This is a genomic window from Gorillibacterium sp. CAU 1737 (assembly GCF_039888655.1).
Taxonomy (GTDB): domain Bacteria; phylum Bacillota; class Bacilli; order Paenibacillales; family NBRC-103111; genus Gorillibacterium.
On sequence record NZ_JBDQQO010000001.1, the window covers coordinates 275110 to 295385 of the forward strand.

Annotated in this window: 16 protein-coding genes, 4 tRNA genes and 1 riboswitch; of the genes, 16 read left to right on the forward strand and 4 right to left on the reverse strand. The window is 53.0% G+C overall.

Going from position 1 to position 20276, the window contains the following annotated elements:
* Positions 1-27 precede the first annotated feature (27 nt).
* Positions 28-957 (reverse strand): hypothetical protein, encoded by a 930-nt coding sequence (locus tag AAFN83_RS01260; RefSeq protein ID WP_347766536.1) that lies wholly within the window; start codon positions 955-957, stop codon positions 28-30.
* A gap of 181 nt (positions 958-1138) precedes the next feature.
* Here AAFN83_RS01260 and AAFN83_RS01265 point away from each other — a divergent pair, with 181 nt between their 5' ends.
* From AAFN83_RS01265 to AAFN83_RS01315, 11 genes are all read left to right on the forward strand, one after another.
* A complete protein-coding gene (locus AAFN83_RS01265) occupies positions 1139-1945 on the forward strand; it encodes an HAD family hydrolase (RefSeq protein WP_347766537.1) in 807 nt (268 codons plus the stop codon).
* 2 nt (positions 1946-1947) lie between these two features.
* Positions 1948-2781, forward strand: a complete 834-nt coding sequence (locus AAFN83_RS01270) for a GNAT family N-acetyltransferase (RefSeq protein WP_347766538.1) — start codon at positions 1948-1950, stop codon at positions 2779-2781.
* Positions 2765-3328: a hypothetical protein gene (locus tag AAFN83_RS01275; RefSeq protein ID WP_347766539.1), complete on the forward strand. Its 564-nt coding sequence runs from the start codon at positions 2765-2767 to the stop codon at positions 3326-3328. The genes AAFN83_RS01270 and AAFN83_RS01275 overlap by 17 nt, the downstream gene beginning before the upstream one ends.
* A gap of 105 nt (positions 3329-3433) precedes the next feature.
* Positions 3434-3509, forward strand: a tRNA-Ala gene (locus AAFN83_RS01280).
* A gap of 15 nt (positions 3510-3524) precedes the next feature.
* Positions 3525-3597 (forward strand) — tRNA-Lys (locus AAFN83_RS01285).
* A gap of 248 nt (positions 3598-3845) precedes the next feature.
* Complete coding sequence (locus AAFN83_RS01290) at positions 3846-4085, forward strand: hypothetical protein (protein WP_347766540.1); 240 nt, start codon at positions 3846-3848, stop codon at positions 4083-4085.
* Between the two features lie 357 nt (positions 4086-4442).
* Positions 4443-4527: riboswitch (cyclic di-GMP riboswitch) on the forward strand.
* Between the two features lie 82 nt (positions 4528-4609).
* Positions 4610-6283, forward strand: a complete 1674-nt coding sequence (locus AAFN83_RS01295) for a pyridoxal phosphate-dependent decarboxylase family protein (protein ID WP_481810461.1) — start codon at positions 4610-4612, stop codon at positions 6281-6283.
* 2 nt (positions 6284-6285) lie between these two features.
* Positions 6286-8022, forward strand: a complete 1737-nt coding sequence (locus tag AAFN83_RS01300) for a methyl-accepting chemotaxis protein (protein ID WP_347766542.1) — start codon at positions 6286-6288, stop codon at positions 8020-8022.
* Positions 8023-8210: 188 nt separating this feature from the next.
* Positions 8211-8286, forward strand: a tRNA-Ala gene (locus AAFN83_RS01305).
* A 15-nt stretch (positions 8287-8301) separates the two neighbouring features.
* Positions 8302-8374, forward strand: a tRNA-Lys gene (locus AAFN83_RS01310).
* 162 nt (positions 8375-8536) lie between these two features.
* Positions 8537-9364: a methyl-accepting chemotaxis protein gene (locus tag AAFN83_RS01315; protein ID WP_347766543.1), complete on the forward strand. Its 828-nt coding sequence runs from the start codon at positions 8537-8539 to the stop codon at positions 9362-9364.
* Between the two features lie 134 nt (positions 9365-9498).
* On the opposite strand, the gene AAFN83_RS01320 is transcribed toward AAFN83_RS01315, so the two are convergent.
* Positions 9499-10077, reverse strand: a complete 579-nt coding sequence (locus AAFN83_RS01320; RefSeq protein ID WP_347766544.1) for a TetR/AcrR family transcriptional regulator — start codon at positions 10075-10077, stop codon at positions 9499-9501.
* Between the two features lie 195 nt (positions 10078-10272).
* Here AAFN83_RS01320 and AAFN83_RS01325 point away from each other — a divergent pair, with 195 nt between their 5' ends.
* Entirely contained in the window at positions 10273-11460 is a 1188-nt protein-coding gene (locus tag AAFN83_RS01325; protein ID WP_347767354.1) for an MFS transporter, read from the forward strand.
* An 85-nt stretch (positions 11461-11545) separates the two neighbouring features.
* On the opposite strand, the gene AAFN83_RS01330 is transcribed toward AAFN83_RS01325, so the two are convergent.
* Positions 11546-12433: a fructose bisphosphate aldolase gene (locus tag AAFN83_RS01330; RefSeq protein WP_347766545.1), complete on the reverse strand. Its 888-nt coding sequence runs from the start codon at positions 12431-12433 to the stop codon at positions 11546-11548.
* Between the two features lie 104 nt (positions 12434-12537).
* Positions 12538-13428, reverse strand: coding sequence for a helix-turn-helix domain-containing protein (locus AAFN83_RS01335; RefSeq protein WP_347766546.1), 891 nt, complete (start codon positions 13426-13428; stop codon positions 12538-12540).
* A 171-nt stretch (positions 13429-13599) separates the two neighbouring features.
* Between AAFN83_RS01335 and AAFN83_RS01340 the strand changes: the two genes are divergently transcribed.
* From AAFN83_RS01340 to AAFN83_RS01355, 4 genes are all read left to right on the forward strand, one after another.
* On the forward strand, positions 13600-14520 hold the full coding sequence (locus tag AAFN83_RS01340) for a nucleotidyltransferase (protein WP_347766547.1): 921 nt from the start codon (positions 13600-13602) through the stop codon (positions 14518-14520).
* A 22-nt stretch (positions 14521-14542) separates the two neighbouring features.
* On the forward strand, positions 14543-17416 hold the full coding sequence (gene uvrA / locus AAFN83_RS01345; protein ID WP_347766548.1) for an excinuclease ABC subunit UvrA: 2874 nt from the start codon (positions 14543-14545) through the stop codon (positions 17414-17416).
* A 199-nt stretch (positions 17417-17615) separates the two neighbouring features.
* Positions 17616-19238, forward strand: a complete 1623-nt coding sequence (locus tag AAFN83_RS01350; protein ID WP_347766549.1) for an ABC transporter substrate-binding protein — start codon at positions 17616-17618, stop codon at positions 19236-19238.
* 86 nt (positions 19239-19324) lie between these two features.
* The gene (locus AAFN83_RS01355; protein WP_347766550.1) at positions 19325-20275 is read left to right on the forward strand and encodes an ABC transporter permease; all 951 of its coding nucleotides are present in this window, start codon (positions 19325-19327) and stop codon (positions 20273-20275) included.
* The last annotated feature ends 1 nt before the right edge of the window (position 20276 follow it).

Consider the following 20276-nt stretch of genomic DNA (forward strand, 5'->3'; position numbering starts at 1 on the left):
TTTTGTGATTTGAATGGTTGGGTGGAGTTAGGAAAGCCGATGAAATGCCTTCAACAGGAGGACATTGCGAACCGCCCAGTACCCTTGCCACCAGCGCTCGCTGATCGCGAACTCCCGCTCACAATCCGCCCATGTCCACATAATAGCCCAGACCGCTCCCTCACGGCGGCTGCGCAGGAGGTAGGAGAGCTCTTCCTCGACGAGGGCTTCGTTTCCCGGATAGAAGGGGCTATTCGGGGAGTCGATGTACATAGTGGGACGCATGGAGTAGGAGGGCCACTTGGCGGGATCGCGCTCGATGGCCTCATTAACCAAGGCATGCAATCGCTTTGCGAGCCACTCGCTCTCGAATCGATCCGTCAGTTCGGCTGCCTGGATATCCTTCAATAGGGTACAGTAAGCACCGATTTCATGTTGTTCCAGCTTGTCCTGTTCGCGGAGTTTCTCCATCATACCATCGGCAATCCCGAGTGCTTTCGAGTACAGGCCACTCCCCTTGTCTCCACAGCGTAGAATAAACCCAACCAGTCCTCCGGTGGCATGGTACCCGTTCTCCTCATTGTTTTGCTCGCTGTACGTCCACCAGGGGGCGTGAGGATAGTCGCTGTTGGAGGGGATGGTGAAGGGCCACCCCTTTTCGGTCAAGAACTCAGTGTGGGTCAGATAGGCCAGCGTCTTCTCAACCAGAGGATGAGAGGGATCGTAGAGGTTCAGCTCGCGATACACCTCAATGGCGATTCCTGCATTGTAGGGGGTCGAGTTCGGGTTCCAATTGTCGCCGTCAAGGGCGTGGCCGAATCCCCCGTCTTCGTTCTGGAAGGCGGCGAGTGCTCGCAGCACGTTCTCGGCACTCCCGTCTTCAAAATGGTACTGCCACCTGGCTAATTCCAGAGGCCGGGCATTCCGATACAGCCATCGGCGTACTTCCTCGAAGGCAGTCAAGCTTAGGGTTTTCATAGGACAGTCCTCCTAAACTCCTTATGGGTCTTTTCTCCATTATACGTAACATTTTGGCCCTGGAATAGAAAATATGGGCAATTGGCTCTGATTGATCTTTTTCAAAAAGGAATAGCCCCCCTTTCCGGTGAATCCTTAACCAAAGATCGATTCAGAGGTCAGAATGATGGAGAGGGAAATAATGAAGTACAAAGCCTGTATTGTCGACTTGGATGGGACTCTGCTTTGTTCGGAGAAGACGGTCTCGGAACGGACCTGCAGCGCCTTATTGGATGTGCACCGTTCGGGAATCAAGATTATGGTGGCGACAGCACGTCCGCCAAGGGCGGTTCGGAAGCTCTTGCCGGAAGCCATCCATCGGATAAGCTCCTTCGTCTACTACAACGGGGCCCTGGTGGTTAGTCCGGAGCTTACCTATTCCCATCATCATGCCATCGAAGCGACCCTCTCAAAGGAAGTCATCGAGTTTTGCCTCCTGCACGAACCCAACGTTGATCTGAGCTTGGAGGTAGAAGATCGATGGTGCAGCCTTAAGGAGTACGATGAGGAAGTTCTAAAGCAGGTTAGAGGCAAGCCCGAAGTGATATCCATTGCAGAGTTATGTAAAATGAGTCCATCGAAAATCATCCTTGCTGGAACCCAACTAGCTGAATCATTGATCCAAACCTATGGATCGAGCCTTCATATCCTCGCGACGGACAGAGGGATGCTTACGCAAATCTCTAGCATGCAAGCATCCAAAGAGAATGGGATCAAGAAGCTGTGCGAGCTCTATGGAATTTCGACGGAGGATACGATCTGTTTTGGGGATGACAGCAACGACATCGGTATGTTTCAACTCTGTGGTCGTTCCGTTGCCATGGGCAATGCGATAGAGGAATTGAAAAGCATCGCAACCGAAGTTACGGCGAGCAACGATGAGGACGGAGTGGCTTTCGTGTTAGAGATGATGCTGCAAAATAACGAGAGAACCCAAGCGGAGGGATAGAGATGATTGTCCAGTTGAACAAAGGTGATTTTGACAAGATCAAACCGCTAACCGATGCCTGCATGAATCTTGAAGTGAAGGCTGTGGTAGGCGGACAACATCCAGGGGAAGTTTATGTGGATGATTCGGAGAAGCCTACAGCTGCTCTTATCTGGATTCCGGGCCAGCAAGGCTTTCAATTGGTTGGCGATGAGAATAGCCAGTCTTTTCGGGTTGAGTTGGACGATTACATGAGAACCGCTATTGAACCCCGGTTGGCGAAGCTTTCGGTAGGTGCTGTGGAGATCGGTGGAGACAAGGAAACGTGGGGAAAGGCACTCCCTTCCATATTCCCCTCGCGAAGCGTATCCAGCGACCTTCAACATGTCCTTCGATTTAAGCACAGGTCTCCGTTTGAGTTTCATGAGGAGGGTATCGCGATTCACAGAATCGATCGAGAGTTATGGAAGTCCAGACGACTGGAGAATCATTCTTTCCTGGAGAAAAAGATTCATCGTTTCTGGGAGACGACCGACGCCTTCCTCGACCAGGGGTATGGGTACTATGCGGAATCTGACAACCAACTGGTAAGTCTCTGCTTTTCTGCATTTGTAGCAGGAAATACACATGCCATTGATATCGAGACGCTTGAGGGGTTTCGGAAGCGTGCCCTCGGTACGGCAGTCGCTAGCCGCTACGTCGAAGAAGCAATCCAGCGCGGACTCGCTCCCTATTGGGACTGCACCCCCAGCAACACAGGCTCGCTTCGAATCGCCAAAGCTGTGGGGATGGAGCATGATTTTGACTACACGATTTGTTGGTTTGATAGGGAGGGAGATCATGAAGAAGCTCAATAAGCAAGTATTCGTCATCACGGGAGTCGTGATTCTCTTAGCAGGGGGGTACTATTATAACCGGAACTTCACCGCCAAGGCGATTTTTCAGAACGTCATCGGCCTCGACGGATATTCTCTGACTCTCGTCAAGGAGCAGGTTCCTTTCGAATGCTTTGTGAAGCCCGAATGGATCGCCTTCAAACCGGATGAGAAGAAGGATCTGACCCTTTCCATGCAAAACAACAACCAAACCCATATCTCCCTTGCCCAAGTAATCAATCGTGGACATGATATCTATTTTAACTTTCATACTACTTTTGATCTGGATTACAGGAATGGAGCGTTTTTATACAACGCGATTTTTCATGAGGACGGAACGGCCAGCAGTCCAACAGGGGCAATTCGTGTCTTCGAGCCGGATGGAACGGTTATTCCCGTTGGACAGCAGGGCTCCGGACCGGGAGCTGACTTTGGATTCGGAATTGATCAAGAGCACCTGGACCAGCTGAAGAACGGAATCGTCATCCAATACGATGGTTATGTTTTGTACCATTATGCTAAAGATTAACGCTTAAAAAAGTTTTTTCGAAAAACACTTGCACAATTCCCGATTGTTCGCTATAATCTTTTCTTGTGGCCGGTCGTTACGAAGTGATCGGTGCTCACGAAAAGCGGGGCCTTAGCTCAGCTGGGAGAGCGCATCGCTGGCAGCGATGAGGTCAGGGGTTCGATCCCCCTAGGCTCCACCAAACAACTTCATACGTGGGTTCTTAGCTCAGTTGGTAGAGCAATTGACTCTTAATCAATCGGTCCAGGGTTCGAGCCCCTGAGAACCCACTTCCAAAAAGAACGGCAGAGATGCCGTTCTTTTTGTTTGTATTCATAAACCATTATCGGAACTGAAAAATGAGGTATGATGGATTATTTAGGAAACTAGGTAGAAGCCTCTTGCGATAGAATTACTGCCCCGTATGAAGAATCTTTGATAATGTTTGATTTTCCTGTATGAGGAATAAATACAAAGATATACATTCCATTATTTTTTAAAAAAGTTGGACAGTTTTAAAGAACAGATGATACTTTCAATGTTTATTATTTTTAACGAGGGAAAGGGAGACTCGTTTTCAGTTTCAGACATTCAATTTATCCTGACTGATATATTCGGGTTACCTGCATCAATTGATCAGATTAATGGTGTTTTCAAACACAATAAAAACTGGTTTAAGTCAGAACAAGACCCAGTCAATAAGAAGGCTCTGAGAAAAAAGTTGCTTGAAGGCGCTAAGGATTATGCGATTGGAATAATTGATAAAGGTGTCAAGTGAAATACAAGGTATAGAACCATGTTTGCTAAAAAAGGCATAATAAATATAACATATTCATTACTAAAGATTGCTAGCGCTTCGCAAAGACAAAAGTTGATTCAATTGACTTTTTATAAGAACGTGTTTACATAAAGTGTGAGGATAATTATTCCAAAAAGAACGGCAGTGATGCCGCTCTTTTTGCTTTCTTCCCCTCCATACGAGCCTGCCAATAGGACTCCCTCTCTAGTTCATAATATCTACATCTCATAGGATGTTAGATTTGATTGCCATACTTCCAAATATAGACTATAATAAGAACCGGAATTGCAAACTTATTTTGTCATTTCATGGATATATATGTCTATTTGGTGAAATTGAATAGTTCGGCAAACCTATTGAAAAGTAGGGACGCAAAGCTATAGGGGCTACATCCTCGTGGATAGGCCAGCCAGTTGCACATTCTGTAATTGGTGAAGTATGGGCATTTTTACCCGTATTCACCTTTTTTATTTGGTTTTGGCCAGATGAGAGGAGAGAGAGCTGTGTCGGAGCGTATGCAGTCATCGGTACCGTCATTTTTTCCAAGTGAGGATGGGAATGAACCAGATCGTATCAGGTTTGTGAAGCTCATGGAACAGATTGTCAACGGGGTGGACCAACTCAAGAATCCGGACGGGGTGAACCTGAAAGGGGAGAAAGAGCGTACCGATCTGTTCTACAAGGATCTGATTCAAACCAGCGAAATTCCATCAAGCAGCACTCCCCTTGAGCAAGTGAATGAGGATCTTGTCAAGCTGCTGCATAACCATCCGTACCACACCAAGTATTTCTTGACGAATATTCTGCCGATGGCAAGCATCCCGGGAATCCTGGGAATGCTGACGGCCTTTCTCGTAAACGGCAATAACTTGTGGGATGTCTATGGCCCTGCGGGAGCGGAGGCCGAGGTTCGCGTGATCAGCATGATGTCCAAGCTGATCGGATATGTGCCTGAGCGGAGCGGAGGCTATACCACTTGGGGAGGGCAAGGAGCGGTGTTCTCCGGTCTTCGGATGGCCATCGCGAAATTCGCTCCGGATGCTCCTCGCCTGGGGGTCCCTTCCCACTTCTATACGTTTTGCTCGGAAGCCGCCCATTACAGCCTGTTCAAGTCGATGGAGGCTACCGGATTGGGCAGCAGTCGTCTCGTCAAGGTTCGTACGATGCCGGACAGCTCCATGGATGTCGAAGACCTGCGGTCGAAGCTGGAAGAGGTGATCGCGAACGGTGGCATTCCCATCTATATCGTTGCTACAACCGGAACGACCGATGCGATGGGCATTGACGATGTGGAGGAAATATCACGCGTTTCTTCAGAGATTGCGGCAAAGCATGGTCTGCGCCGTCCGCATCTACATGCCGATTCCGCTTTGGGCGGCTTTTTCGCCTTCTTTAACGAGTACGATTTCGCAGCCAACCCGCTTGCGTTCAAGCCGGAGGTTTGTGAAGCGCTGCTTGGTATCCAGCGGAAAATGAACCATTTGCGTCTCGCCGATTCACTCTGCTTTGATTTTCAAAAGCTGGGTCAAACGCCTTACCTGACCAGCTTGTTCCTGATCCAGGATGCGGCAGATTTGAATCTGGTCGATTTGAAGGAGGAGGAGACCCCATATGTCGGCCATCGGGGGTACGGGCAATATCATACCGGTTATACGCTGGAATGCTCGCGAATGGCCAGTTCGATCAGCATCTACAGCGCCTTGCTTGCTTTTGGAATGGAGGGGTATCAGCGCCTGTTGGCCCAGTTTGTCGAGGTGAATCTGGCGTTCCGGGCTGCTATTCGCGACGAGCTGCCGCAGGCGGAGATCGTAAACCCGGACAATCCGGGGATCGTTACGCTCTTCCGCATTTATCCTGAAGGGGCACACGACTTCCGGGACGAATGCTCCGGCCAATGCACGCTGGCGGACATCGAGCGCACGAACCGGTTCAACGAACGTCTGTTTGAAGTGCTGGGCGAACAGCGCGACCGAATCTTTTTCGGCGATACCAAAAAGCATTTGGTGGTTCCCACCAAGGACGGCAGCAGCACAGCCTTGTATGCGACCAAGATCTTCGTCATCTCCCCCTACACGGAGATCGGCCATGTTCCAGAGATTGTCCGGTACTTGAAAGAGAACGTCGAGCTCGTGTATGAGAAATACTCGGAAACGCCTATGATCAGCGGGAGGTTATAACGGTGGAACAGCCAAAGCAAGCAAATCCTGCGAATTGGTTTCGCGGGAGAATTGCCGTCAAGATGATGAGCAGCATTCTAGCCCTGGTGCTGCTCATGTGCGGCTTGTTTTTAGCTACGGAGTACGTGATCAGCAATCGATTGACCGAAAAGCTGGAGGATCAATTCAACCTGAGGCTCTCCACGAACATTCAAGCGGTCGGGAAATATTTGAACTCCATTCCAGAGCACGCCTATGAAATCGACGGAATCCAACACCCGGCTCATGGAAAGATCAAGGAGCAACTGGAGCAAATCAAGAACGACTACTCCCTTGAAAATGTCTACATCCTTCGAAAGCAGCAAGAGAAGGAGCAGATTGTCATCCTGACCGGAGTAGAGGAAGACTATGGAACGGATTACGGATTCTCGCCCGAAATGAGAGCCGCCATCGAAACCAGCAAGCAGACCTTCAGCTCCATATACAAGGATGAGTACGGAACTCATAAATCGATCTTCCTTCCCCTTAAGGATGACAAAGGAGGCACGTACGGCATTGCCGGCATCGACATTGACGCTTCCGTCGTGCCCCAAACCAAGAACTTCATTTTCTTGGCCTCGATCGGAATCATGGCGGTGTTGATGCTCGTGGGCAGCCTGATCGCCTACTTTATCAGCCGAAGCATCACAAAGCCCCTCACTCGGCTCATGCACGCGACGGAAAAGGTGGCGGCAGGGGACTTGTCCGAAGAAGTGACTCTTCAGCGCTCGGATGAGATCGGCAAGCTGGGTGATTCCTTTGGCCGGATGAGGAGAAACCTGGACGCTTTGATTCGGCAAATCTCCGCCTCCACTCAGGTCATCACGACGACGAGCGAGCAGGTTTACCAAGCGGCGGGCGAGATGAGTGCGAGCTCACAGCAGGTCGCATCGTCCATGAACAGCATGAACGAAGGGGTCACCGAGGTCGTCACCTCGATCTCCGACAGCACGGCTTCGGTTGTGGAAGTGAACGAGGATCTGGCGAAGGTCTCGATCGAGGTTCAAACGATGCAAGAGACGGCTCATACCGTAGGTAGTCAATCGGCAGAGGGTCAGCAGCTGGTGGAGAAGACGCTGCGTCAAATGAACGTCATTCAGAAGGAAATGAAGGAGTCGCAGGAGGCGGCGGCTCAGCTCGGGTCCCGTTCTATGGAGATTGGTGAAATCATTCACATCATCACAGACATCGCTCAGCAGACTAACCTGCTCGCCCTCAATGCATCCATTGAAGCGGCTCGGGTTGGCGAGCAGGGCAAAGGCTTCGCGGTTGTTGCTGGAGAGGTGAAGAAGCTGGCAGAGCAATCGTCCAATGCCGCAAGCTCGATCACGGAGCTAATCTCGGGCACGCAGAATGACAGCCAGCTCGTCCTGAAGAGCATTAAGCAAGGCTCTCAGGCGGTAGAGCAGGGACAAGTCTGGATTCACGACATGTATGAGAACTTCAAGGTGATCTTCATTGGAATCTCCATGTTCTCAGAACAGATCGACCATTTGAAACGCGCGCTCGAGAAAGCTGATAAATCCTTTGAAACCATTACCGGCTCTATGCAAAAGATATCGGGTGTCACGGAGGAGCAATCCGCCGGCTATCAGGAGGTAGGAGCCGCTGTCGAGGAGCAAAGCGCTACGATGCAAGAGGTGACCAGCGCGATCCGTAACCTGTCCGAGATGGCAACCGAGCTGCAGAAGACCGTGCAGCAGTTTAAGATTGCCGAGTAAGCAGTGCAGGGAAATCCAAGGAGGGTTCGTTCGGTTGCGAGCGGGCTCTCTTGTTGGTTTCTCTGAGCAAATGCTAGACAAGAAGGGAAGAGAGAAAAAGATTTAAAAAAACACTTGCATTTGTCGAATACGTCCCGTATAATCTGTACTTGTGACCGACAAAAACAAGCGGCTGTCACGAACGCTGCGGGGCCTTAGCTCAGCTGGGAGAGCGCATCGCTGGCAGCGATGAGGTCAGGGGTTCGATCCCCCTAGGCTCCACCAAACAACTTCATACGTGGGTTCTTAGCTCAGTTGGTAGAGCAATTGACTCTTAATCAATCGGTCCAGGGTTCGAGCCCCTGAGAACCCACTTCCAAAAAGAACAGCAGAGATGCTGTTCTTTTTGTTTTGCTTAAAAGTTCGGATCGGCTTCACATAACGTTCATCAGAAGTCTGCAATCCTTCTATTTCCCTATTCTGGAGTAGCCGATATTAGTAGGATCACGACGATTTCAACGAGAAGGGATGTTTGATGATGACGAAGATTGAAGCACTACTTGAGAGCCTTCCCTATATCCAGCAGCTGTTTCGTGAGGAAGTCTCCTTGTCTTTAAATGATCGTACGCATGTCCTCTATTTTACTCAAACCGAAACGCTGAATTTTGGCCTGGAGGCCGGAAGTCCGCTTTTGCCTGATTATCAAGATTTTAAAGGCTTAGGCGGCAAGCGGGAACGGGTCATCAGCTATATTCCCAAGGAGGTGTTAGGAACTCCTTTTGTGGCTATCCTGATTCCAGTCTTTGAAGGAGATGAGATCGTCGCTCTGCTGGGGATCAACTACTCCATGGAAAAGCAGGCGCAGCTCGAAGCCATTACTCAGCAGGCCAATCACTCCATTTCATCGCTGCTCAGTGCCATCGAACAGGTGGCGGCACAATCGGAGGAACTGTCGGCAACCTCAGAGCAGATCCGAAAGAATACGCAGAGGGCCGTAGAGGATTCGTCTTCGGTAGCAGAGGTCACGAGTATCATTCGCTCGGTGTCGGAGCAGACCAACCTGCTCGGGCTGAATGCCCTCATTGAAGCGGCTCGAATCGGTGAAGCGGGGGCGGGCTTCGGTGTGGTTGCCAAGGAGGTCCGCAAGCTGTCCGAGCATACGAAGGAAGCAGCTGTCCACATTGAGGAATCGGTAAGCCGCGTGCAGCAAGCCATTCGGACGATGGAGGAAGAAGTCAACCAGATCAGCCAAGCGACCTCGGAGCAAGCCCAGATGATCGCGCATTTCGTGGAAAATGTGCAGATGCTGAATGAGACAAGCGAGAAGCTTAAAAGCCTTGTACAGGAAATGTTGATGCAGTAAGGCAACATAAAGAGTTTCTAAGATTGATAAAGGCTGTACCCCAAATGCGGGCAACCGCAGAGACGCACTACAAGCCGGACGAAGCTTCATCCCGGCAGAAGGGTAGCGAACGGGGTACAGCCTTTTTGTTTTCGTTACGAAGTGGCGATTCCATGGAAGGCATAATTGACGATGATGCTCACATCGGCTTTGTCCATCGGCTCTTTCAGGACGAGGAGGCGATAGAAGATTGGACCGTACAGCAGATCAATGCAGCGCTCCAGGTCGAGGGAGTCCTTCAATTGGCCTCGCTGAACCCCTTTGCGTAGCAGCCCGGCGGCTTCCTGTCGGCGCGGCTGGAAGTAGCGGCTAAGGTAGGCATCCGCCAAGCCTGGATCAAACTGGCCCTCGCCGATCAGCTCTCGCAAGACTGCTCCTTCCCGGCTGGTCAGAAACTCGGCGAGGTTGCCGGCGTGAGTACGGATATCCTCGTAGACAGAGCCCGTGTCCGGTACGGGAAGCCGCGCGGCAGCTGCGGAGAGGAAGCCGTCCATGATGACGGCTGCTTTGTTGGGCCACCATTTGTAGATGGTGGCTTTGCTGACCCCGGCGCGATCCGCGATCTTGTCCACCGTGACGGTGGCGAATCCAAGCTCCAGCAGGAGCTCGTAGGCCGAGGTGAGGATCGCTTGCTGGGTTTCCAGGTTGCGGGGGCGTCCCCTTTTGGCTTGCATTTGAGCAGGCCTCCTTTTGAAATACTATACGTCCATTATACAAAAGAAAAAGTGATATTTACAAAGATTATCCGAAGGAAATCCTTGCGAAACAGAAGATTGCCTATTTACAAAACTGAACGTTCAGTATACTATATAATCAATTACTGAACGAAACGTACAGTATATAACTTGGAGGTGTTATCCATGAAAGAAATGGCTCTTCAAAAAGAAGGAGTCTCCACGGTTTCAGGAGGTGTTCTGCTACTGCTTGCCGCCGCCTGCGGGTTCATCGTTGCCAATCTCTACTACGCTCAACCGCTGATCGAACCGATCGCAGCCGCGACCGGGTTGTCTTCCTCGGCGGCCGGCCTTATCGTCACGTTAACGCAGCTTGGGTATGTGCTTGGGCTGCTCTTCCTGGTTCCGCTGAGCGACTTGGTCGAAAACCGCAAGCTGGCGGTTCTCCTGCTGGGCATGGTCACCTTGAGTCTTGCTGCTGCTGCATTTGTCTCGACCGCCGCTCTCTTCCTGATCGCCGCCGCCATGATCGGCCTCGGCTCGGTGGTCGCGCAAATTCTGGTTCCCTATGCGGCTCACTTGGCTTCGGAAGAAGATCGCGGACGCGTTGTCGGAAATGTCATGGCTGGCTTGATGCTCGGCATTCTCTTCGCTCGTCCGGTCGCGAGCTTTCTCGCCAGCAGCTTCAGCTGGCGTACGGTCTTCCTGCTGTCAGCGGGCATCATGGCGGTGCTGATGCTGGTGCTGGCCGTGGCGCTGCCCGCCCGCAAGCCGATTCCGGTACTGCGGTATCCCGCTCTGATTCGTTCCCTCGGCACGTTGTACGTTCGCACGCCGATTCTGCGCCGCCGCGCTCTCTATCAGGCCTGCCTCTTCGGTGCCTTCAGCCTCTTCTGGACCGTTATCCCGCTGCGGCTGTCGCATGACTTTGGCCTGACGCAGCAGGGGATCGCCTGGTTCGCCTTGGCGGGAGTCGGGGGCGCGGTCGCTTCCCCGATCGCCGGCCGATTGGCTGACCGAGGCTGGACTCACGCGCTTACGGGAGCCGCCTTCGTCCTCGCGATCCTGTCCTTGACGGCTTCCTCGCTCATTCGAGGTCACTCGCCGCTTGCACTCGGCCTACTCGTCGCCGTCGCCATCCTGCTCGACATGGCCGTCTCCGGCAACCTTGTGCTCGGGCAGCGGGCCATCTACTCGCTCGGCCAAGAGACGAGAGGCCGGATGAATGGATTGTTCATGGCGACCTTCTTCGTCGGCGGGGCGCTCGGCTCTTCGCTCGGCGCTTGGGCCTATGCGCAAGCCGGCTGGCCGTTCGCTGCCTTGATCGCCATCATCCCCATCACGCTCGCGCTCCTTTACTTCTTGGTGAAGGATCGGGCCTGATCCCGCTCCACACTACCGAAAGCCAAAAGGACCTGATCCTCCCCAGCGGGAAGAGTCAGGTCCTTCTTGTTTAGAAGCCGTTCGATTAGGCGATGGAAGCCTCATAGATGGCTTTGATCGATTTTGCGAGCTTGCCGTTGAACTCCTCATCGCTTTGGCTGTCGCTCAAGTCTTCCGCCAGTGCGCGGGAGAAGCTGGCGATCAGGCTGTGGTTCAAGGCGAGCTTCTCGTTGGCTTCCGCCTGGCTGTAACCACCGGACAAAGCCACTACTCGCACGACATGAGGGTCTTCCGACAGGTCGGCGTAAAAGTCATTCTCGGTCGGGATGGACAGCTTGAGCATCACCTTGACCTCGGAGTCGAGAGCGGCGAGCTGCTTCTTGATCTCTTGCTTCAGAAGCTCCTCAGCCTTGACCTTGTCCGTTGCATGGATGTCCACTTCCGGCTCAATGATCGGCACGAGACCAGCGGCAAAAATCTGCTTGCCCAGCTCAAACTGCTGTTCGACGACCTTGCGGATTCCCTCCGGGTTTGCTTCCTTGATGAGGGAGCGCATTTTGGTTCCGAAAACATGCTTGTCCACGGCGCGCTTCAGGAGATCGTCCAGGCCCGGAATGGGCTTCAAGAGCTGAACCCCGTCTGCCTCAGGGGCGAGTCCTTGGTCTACCTTGAGGAATGGCACGACGCCTTTCTTCTCCCAGAGGTAGTCGGCGGTAAAGAGGCCGTCAATGGTTCGATCCATCGTGTTCTCGAATAGAATCGCGCCCAGGATCGAGTCGGAATCAAAAGCAGGGGCTTTGATGATGCGGGTTCTCATCTCATGCACCAAGGCGAACATCTCGTCTTCATTCGAATAGCGGGATTCCTCGATGCCATACTGCAAGAGTGCCTTCGGGGTGCTTCCTCCGCTCTGATCCAGCGCGGCGATGAAGCCCTTGCCCGTGTGAATGCGTTCCAGCTGTTTCGTGTTCATGATGGTTCCTCCTCCTGCATTTCGGTGATGGATGATTCATTTTCTTCTATAGTATACCACTTTCTTCCCGGTTCATCCTCTCGCGGGAGACTTCGAAACCTCTGCTACAAGAGCGAGATAGGGTAGTAGAGGTCGCATTCGCAATACTCCCGGCTGCACTTGGCATAATCGATCCATTCAAAGTGAAACGATATCGAAAGCTTGCGTTCCACAGTGGGCAGCCATACCTTGGAGACATAAGTCCAGATTCCTTGCAGTGAGCGGGCGGTAATCTCCTCGGGACGGTGGTTCCCCATATAGGTGAACACTCCGTATTTGTATGCGGGAAGGCGCCGTGCCTTCAGATCGGGCGGAATGATGCTGGCCGAGTTGATCTGGGTCGACGGCTGGTAGAGGGTTGATCCGCGAAAAGGCTCCGGGATCTCCGTGTAGCCGATATAAACATCCTTGGCGACCGGATTGATGATTCGGGGGCGATCCCGGTAAAAGAATTCGATCCCGAGTTTGTTGGCTGTATGGTGGTGCAGATTGTCCTCCACATCCACCTCGGTTTCCCGCCCTGCGAACGAGAAGGAAGGCCTTACGGTTATCGAGCGATTAAAAATGAGGCCGTCCCCGGCCAGATGAAGAAAGTCCGCGTTGAAGCGGTCGAGGATCTTGAGGGGAATCGGGTTTCGGCGCCACTTCGAGGGGGTGGTGCGAAACTCGTCCTGAAAGGCGCGGATGTAGGTCCGTTCACAGCCGAAGGCATATTTGGCAGCCACATAATCGATGCTGCTTCGTCCTTCGATGAGGTCACCGAGCGACTCGGCAATGCGCCTTCGGCGGACGTATTCCATGAGCCCGGTGGCGGTAGCCCCTTTCCAGATCCGCAGCAGGTGGAACTTCGACAGGTTCACCTGCTCGGCGATTCGGTCGAGGTTGAGCTCCTCCAGCAGATGGTCCTCGATGAAGGAGGTCGTGTCATTGATCGTTGTCAGAAGTTGTTGGTCCATACTCGCTCCCAAGACAGCAATTTTTGTCCGTTCTCTATTTTTTCTCTGTAGTATAATTCTACCATATCGGCTAAGGAGAACAAGCATTCGCAACAGAATCATGAAGATCGAACAAAGGAAGGCAGCAGGGGAGCGCGGAGGAAATGGATTACGACCAGAGGGGGATTCGTATTGACGGAGCTTGAGCAAGCAGAATTGCGGGAGCGGTTTCTTGCAGCAGTGGACAGTTTCATTGGGAAGATCAAGGATGATCCGAATGTGTTGGCCGTCATCGTAGGAGGAAGTCTTGCCTATGACGTCATCTGGGAAAAGAGCGACGTGGACATGACCGTCGTGGTGCGCGATCAGACCTTGAAGCGAACGTCGTACAGCATCATCGAAGACGGCATTACTCTGAACGTATCGCTCGTGGTAAGGAGTGAATTCCGCCGCTTGCTGGATCAACTGACAGGAGGTTCGTTCTTTCATTCTTACCTGTCCAAGAGCAAGATGGTCTATACCACGGATGACAGCCTGGCGAACGTATTCGAGGAGATGAAGGTGGTCGGCCGCGACGATATGGCTTTGTCCGCCATGATTTGTGCGGGTGAACTCATCTCCCTCATGGAGAAGACGGAGAAGTGGTTAACGGTTAGAAAGGACCCGCAGTACGCTCAATATTATGTGCTAAAGGCGGCGGAGGCTCTCGCTCACATGGAGCTGCGTCTGATGGGTGAACCCAGTTCTCGGGAGTCCATTCAGAAGGTAATGAAGACCCGTCCCGAGCTGCTTCGCCCCTTTTACGAGGAGCCGATGACTCATTTCCTGACGGAAGAAGAAATTCGGGAGAAGTTGAACCTGCTGGATAATTACTTGGTGCTTCATCTAGATGTGATCGCCAGACCCGTCCTGGAGTTCATGGCCGATCAGGAGATCAAGACGCTCACGCAGATTTCGAAGTGGTTTCATAATGATGGACACTTCTTGGTCCTCATTTTCGATTACCTGGTGGAGAAGGGTATCATCGAGAAAGTGGGCCAGACGATCCGCATCACCCCGAAGAGCAAGCTGGCCGTAGAAGAGATTGGATACCTGTACATCCCCATTTCCTAAGCAAGAGGAGGAGCGTCCACTCATGTCAGTACGTACAACCATAGAAATTACTGGAGCTAAGCAAAACAACCTCAAGAACATCTCCGTCGAGATTCCGCGCGACAAGCTCACCGTGATCACCGGGGTATCCGGCTCCGGGAAATCATCGCTCGCCTTTGACATCATCTATGGAGAGGGACAGCGGCGCTTCCTGGACTCCATCTCCACCTTTGCCAAGAGTCGGATCAGCCAGGTCAAGAAGGCAAAGGTCGAGTCCGTGCGCGGGCTGTCCCCCGTCATCGCCATTGAGCAGAAGAAGAGCAACAACAATCCTCGTTCCACGGTCGGAACCGTTACGGACATCAACGACTATCTGAGGCTGCTCTACTCAACAGCGGGGGTCGGCTGCTGCCCGGAGTGCAGCCAGTCGCTATCACAGCTCTCCGCCGCCCAGATCGCCGAGCACATTTCCTCCCTTCCGACAGGCACGGTGGTCGAGCTGCGCGCCCCGGTCTACAAGCTGTTCAGTGAAGGGTATGAACACACCTTTCAGACGCTTCGGGAAAAGGGCTTCAAGAACCTGCTCGTGGACGGCGAGCCGTTCTCCCTGGCGGACAAGAGAGAGCTGGATGAGACGAAGGAACATGTGATCGAACTGATCATGGAGAAGTTTACAGTGAAGCCGGATGTTTATATCCAACTGACGAAGTCGATCGAAGCCGCTATGGTCGCTCTGGATGAGGACATCATGATCAAGGTGGAGGTAGAAGGCGGAGTAGACCGTTCCTTTTATGAGGGGTTCGGCTGTCCGGAGCATCATGTCTTTCTGTGCGACCTCCAACCCTTTCACTTCTCATTCAACGTCCCGGCGAGCGCCTGTCACACCTGTCTTGGAGTAGGCATGTCTTATGTGGTGGAGCCGCGCTTCCTTGTGGTTGCCCCGGAGAAGAGCATCAACAAAGGTGCGTTGAAGAATACCATCTACAACACATCGAGCAAGGACAGCTACCGAATGGTGACGATGTACAGCTTGTCCCAGAAGTACGGCTTCAGCCTGGAGACGCCGTTTTGCGACTTGCCCAAGGAAGTTCACGATATTCTGTTCTATGGAACCCGCGGGGAAGTTGTTCCGATGATCCAACCGCCCAATGCGACGAAGAAGAATTGGAGTATCGGCCGGGATCGTCCGTTCTGGGGCTTCGTTCATGAGATGGAGTATTGGTATAAGCAATACATACGCAAAACCGCAACAGGAGAAGCCTACGAGCCGAACTTCATCAAGGATTGCATGATTGAGAAAATCTGTCCGGAATGCGGGGGAGCGAGACTCAAGAAGCAACGGCTGTCCGTTACGGTCGGCGGCAAAAACATGGACCAGCTCAGCCGAATGCAGCTCCCGGACCTGCATCGCTTCCTCTCGTCGCTCACGTTCGACGAAGATACCCGGGAGGTTGCGGAGACGATCATCCGGGAGATTCAGAACCGCTTGAGCCTCCTCATCGAGATCGGGCTGCATTATATCAGCCTGGGGAGAAGAAGCGACAGCATCTCGGGCGGGGAGATGCAGCGGATCAAGATGTCGACCCAGATCAGCAGCGAGCTGATGGGGATGCTCTATGTCATGGATGAGCCGAGCATCGGGCTCCATCCGCGCGACTCCCACCGCGTTATCGAGACGATGAAGAAGCTGCGCGATATCGGCAATACGCTGATCGTCGTCGAGCATGACATGGATACGATCAAGAGCGCCGATCATATCATCGAGATCGGCCCTGGTCCGGGCATCCACGGCGGGAACGTCGTTGCTCTAGGAAGTGCCGAAGACCTCATGAAGGAACCGGAGTCGGTCACAGGCCGATTCATGTCCGGCCAGGCGGTCATCCCGGTTCCAAAGAAGAGAAGATTGCTTGGCGACACGTTCCTGTCCATTCAAGGGGCCCGCGAGAACAACCTGAAAGACGTTCACCTCGACATTCCACTCGGCGTGTTTCTGTGCATCACCGGGGTCTCCGGCTCCGGCAAGAGCTCGCTGATCAACGAGATTCTCTACAAGCAGCTCAAGATCAACATGTCGGGAGCCCGGATTATAGCGGGAGAACACGACTTTGTCTTCGGAGCGGACCTGCTGAACAACGTCATCAACATCGACCAGACGCCGATCGGCCGCAACAGCAAGTCCAACCCGGCGACCTACATCGGTCTCTATGACAAGATCCGCGATCTCTTCGCGATGCAGCCGGAGGCTGTCGATCGGGGCTATACCTCGCTGGACTTCAGCCTGACCCATGCAAACGGGACACGCTGCGAGCACTGCTCGGGAGACGGGATCATTGTGACGAACCTTCAATTCATGGCAGACATCGAGACGATCTGTCCCGTGTGCAAAGGCATGCGCTTTAATGAAGAGGGCTTGGAGATCAAGTACAAGGGCAAGAATATCTCCGAGGTGCTGGAGATGACCGTCGAGGAGGCGTGTGCCTTCTTCCAGGACCACAAATACCTCCGCCACAAGCTCGCCATCATGCAAGAGCTTGGCCTTGGGTACATGGGCCTCGGGCAGAGCTCAACCACGCTCTCCGGCGGGGAAGCACAGCGCGTCAAGCTGGCTTCGGAGTTGGCCAAGATCAAGCGGGGTGCCCACAATCTCTACATCCTCGATGAACCGACGACCGGGCTTCATCTCTCCGACATCCAGAAGCTGCTCCTCTCGCTGAACAAGCTGGTGGATCAAGGCCATACGGTGATGGTCATCGAGCATCACCTGGATGTCATCAAGTCGGCCGACTACATCATCGACATGGGGCCGGAGGGCGGACATGAAGGCGGCCTCGTCGTTGCAGAAGGAACGCCAGAGCAGATCGCGAGGATAGAAGCATCACACACCGGAAGGTATCTTCGCGAAGTTTTGAATTCGTAATTCCATAAGTTGGATAGCAGGGAGCCTCCCGTTTCTTTCGCGAAACGGGAGGCTTTATTTGCGAATAAACAAGGCTTCCTGCCGGGAAACTTAGTTCTATCAGGAAGACAAAATGAAACCTCTTGTAATTCCGAGTATTCCGCTATATAATGACAAACATCACACACAGAAACTACATCAACGTAGGGGGAGTCTTCACATGCTGAAACGCCAAACCAGCTTTATCGTTCTGATCCTGTTAACCCTTCTGGTGACCGCTTGCTCCTCCGGGAATAACGCGGCTTCGCCTTCCGCTTCCGCTGGCGGTAATTCTCCGGCGGCTACCCAGCAAGCCGAGACCGGCACGCCCAAAGACGGCGGCAGCCTGATTATCGGAGTTGCGTCCGACCCGGTTTCCCTCAACCCGCTCTATGCCGGCGACCGCGTCAGCCTGACCATCGACCAGGCACTGTTCGCTCCGCTGTTCCAAGTGAACAACGGCAAGAAGACGTTCTATCTGGCCGACAGCCTGACAGCTTCCGCCGACAACCTCACGTATACGCTCAAGCTGAAAGATGGGCTCACCTGGCATGACGGGCAAAAGCTGACGGCAGACGATGTGGTCTTCACGGTTGACAGCATCCTCGACGAGAAGCAAAACAGCTTCCTGCGCGAAAACTTCTTCGTGAACGGCAACCCGATCAAGGCTGTCAAGGTAGACGACCTCACGGTGGAATTCAAACTCCCGCAAGTGAGCCCGGCCTTTGAAGCTACGCTCGTTCAAGTTTCTCCGATTCCGAAGCACGTCTTCGAGAACGAAGCGAGCATTGAGAAGAGCACGAAGAATGCCGCTCCGGTCGGTTCGGGGGCATTCAAATTCAAGGAATACAAGACCGGTGAGTATGTAACGCTGGACCGCTTCGACAACTACTTCGGCGGCAAGCCTCACCTGGATTCCGTAACGTACCGCATCGCCAAGGATACGAACGCGGCAAACCTCGCCCTGCAAAACGGCGAAATCAACGTGAAGTACCTGGACCCGCAGGACGTATCCACGATTCAAGCAACCAACAACTTTGAAATTCTGCCTTATAGCGAAGGACGTCTGGCTTACCTGATGTTCAACGCAGACAGCAATACCGGCGCTCTTGCCAAGAAGGAAGTTCGCCAGGCTCTGTCCTACGCTTTGAGCCGCGAAGAAATCATTCAAACGGCTTACACGTCCGGTGAATATGCGGATCCGGCCAAGTCGTTCCTGACTCCTGACGCCCTGTTCTTCACCAACGATGTCGCTTCCTTCGACAACGATCCGGCCAAAGCCAAAGAACTGCTGGAAGCGGCTGGCGTCAAGAACCTGAAGCTGCGCTTCATCGTGCAAAGCGGCAACAAGGCTCAAGAAGCCGTATCCCTGTACGTGCAGCAAAAGCTGAAAGCCATCGGCGTTGAAGTGGAACTGCAAAACATGGACTCCAGCGCTTGGGTGCAAAAGTTCATCGACCTGAAATCGACTGATTTTGAAATCGCGATGACCGGGTATATAATGGGGTATGACCCGGATGCTTACCGCATCCTGTACACCTCGACAGGAAGCTCGAACTACGCTCGCTACAAAAACACCGAAGTCGACAAGCTGCTGAATGACGGAGCAGGTGAAGCGGATGCGGCGAAGCGCGAAGCGCTGTACAAGAAAGCGCAAGAGCTGGTAGCAGACGATGCTCCGATCTATCCCATTGCCTACACGAAGACCGTCGTGGCGGTATCCAAGGAATACGGCGGCATCGACGAAGCGGTGCTGAAGCCGGTCGTCATCTTCGAAGACCTGTCGAAGGTTTACAAGAAATAACAGTACGTTCAAAAAAATAAGCCGGTCCTTGCCGAAGCTGGTGATCCCGGCTTATTTTTTTGTCATGGGGCATAAGGGGGAGTTCGATGAAACGAATGATCATCCGAAGACTGCTGCAGACGATCCCGATGCTCTTCTTCGTCTCGGTGGTTTGTTTTTCTATGATTAAGCTGGCGCCGGGGGATCCCGTCCTGTCCTTCGTGACGCCCAATATGCACGCGGAGGACATTGAGCGCATCCGACATAACCTGGGATTGGACCAGCCGGCTTATGTGCAGTATGGAATCTGGCTGAAGGAAGTGCTCCAGGGCAATTTCGGGTACTCGCTCGTCAACCATCAACCGGTGCTGGATCAGATTACCGCCCGTCTTCCCGCAACAGCAGGACTCATGGGCAGTGCGATTTTGCTTGCGGTTCTGTTAGCCATTCCGCTCGGGTTGCTCGGCGGGGCTAATCGCAACCGGTGGGTGGACAAGACGATCAATTTCTTTTCCTACCTGGGGATCTCCGTCCCCTTGTTTTGGCTGGGCATTCTGCTCATCTACCTATTTGCGATCCATCTGCGCCTCTTGCCTAGTATGGGAATGCGAACGATCGGCGTGAATTCCGCCTGGGACGTGATCAAGCACGGCATTCTGCCCTGCGTGACGCTGGCTTTCGGCTTCCTTGCCGTGTATGTCCGCTACATCCGGTCAAGCACGATCAGCCAATTGAAAGAAGAATACGTTCAAATTCAGTATGCCTTCGGCTCGAACAAGCGCACGGTGCTGTTCCGTCACGTATTGAAGCATGTCATGCTCCCGGTCATCACCTTGCTGGGGCTCTCCATGGGGGACCTTGTGGCGGGAGCCATCGTGACCGAATCGGTCTTTTCCTGGCCGGGGATCGGCTCTCTTGGGATGACTGCCGTAAGAGGGATGGACTATCCGCTTATCATGGGCATTACGCTTCTGTCCTCGGTCATGCTGATTCTGGGCAATCTGCTCGCCGACATTCTCTATGGCATCGTAGATCCGCGCATCAAAGGAGGGAGGTGAC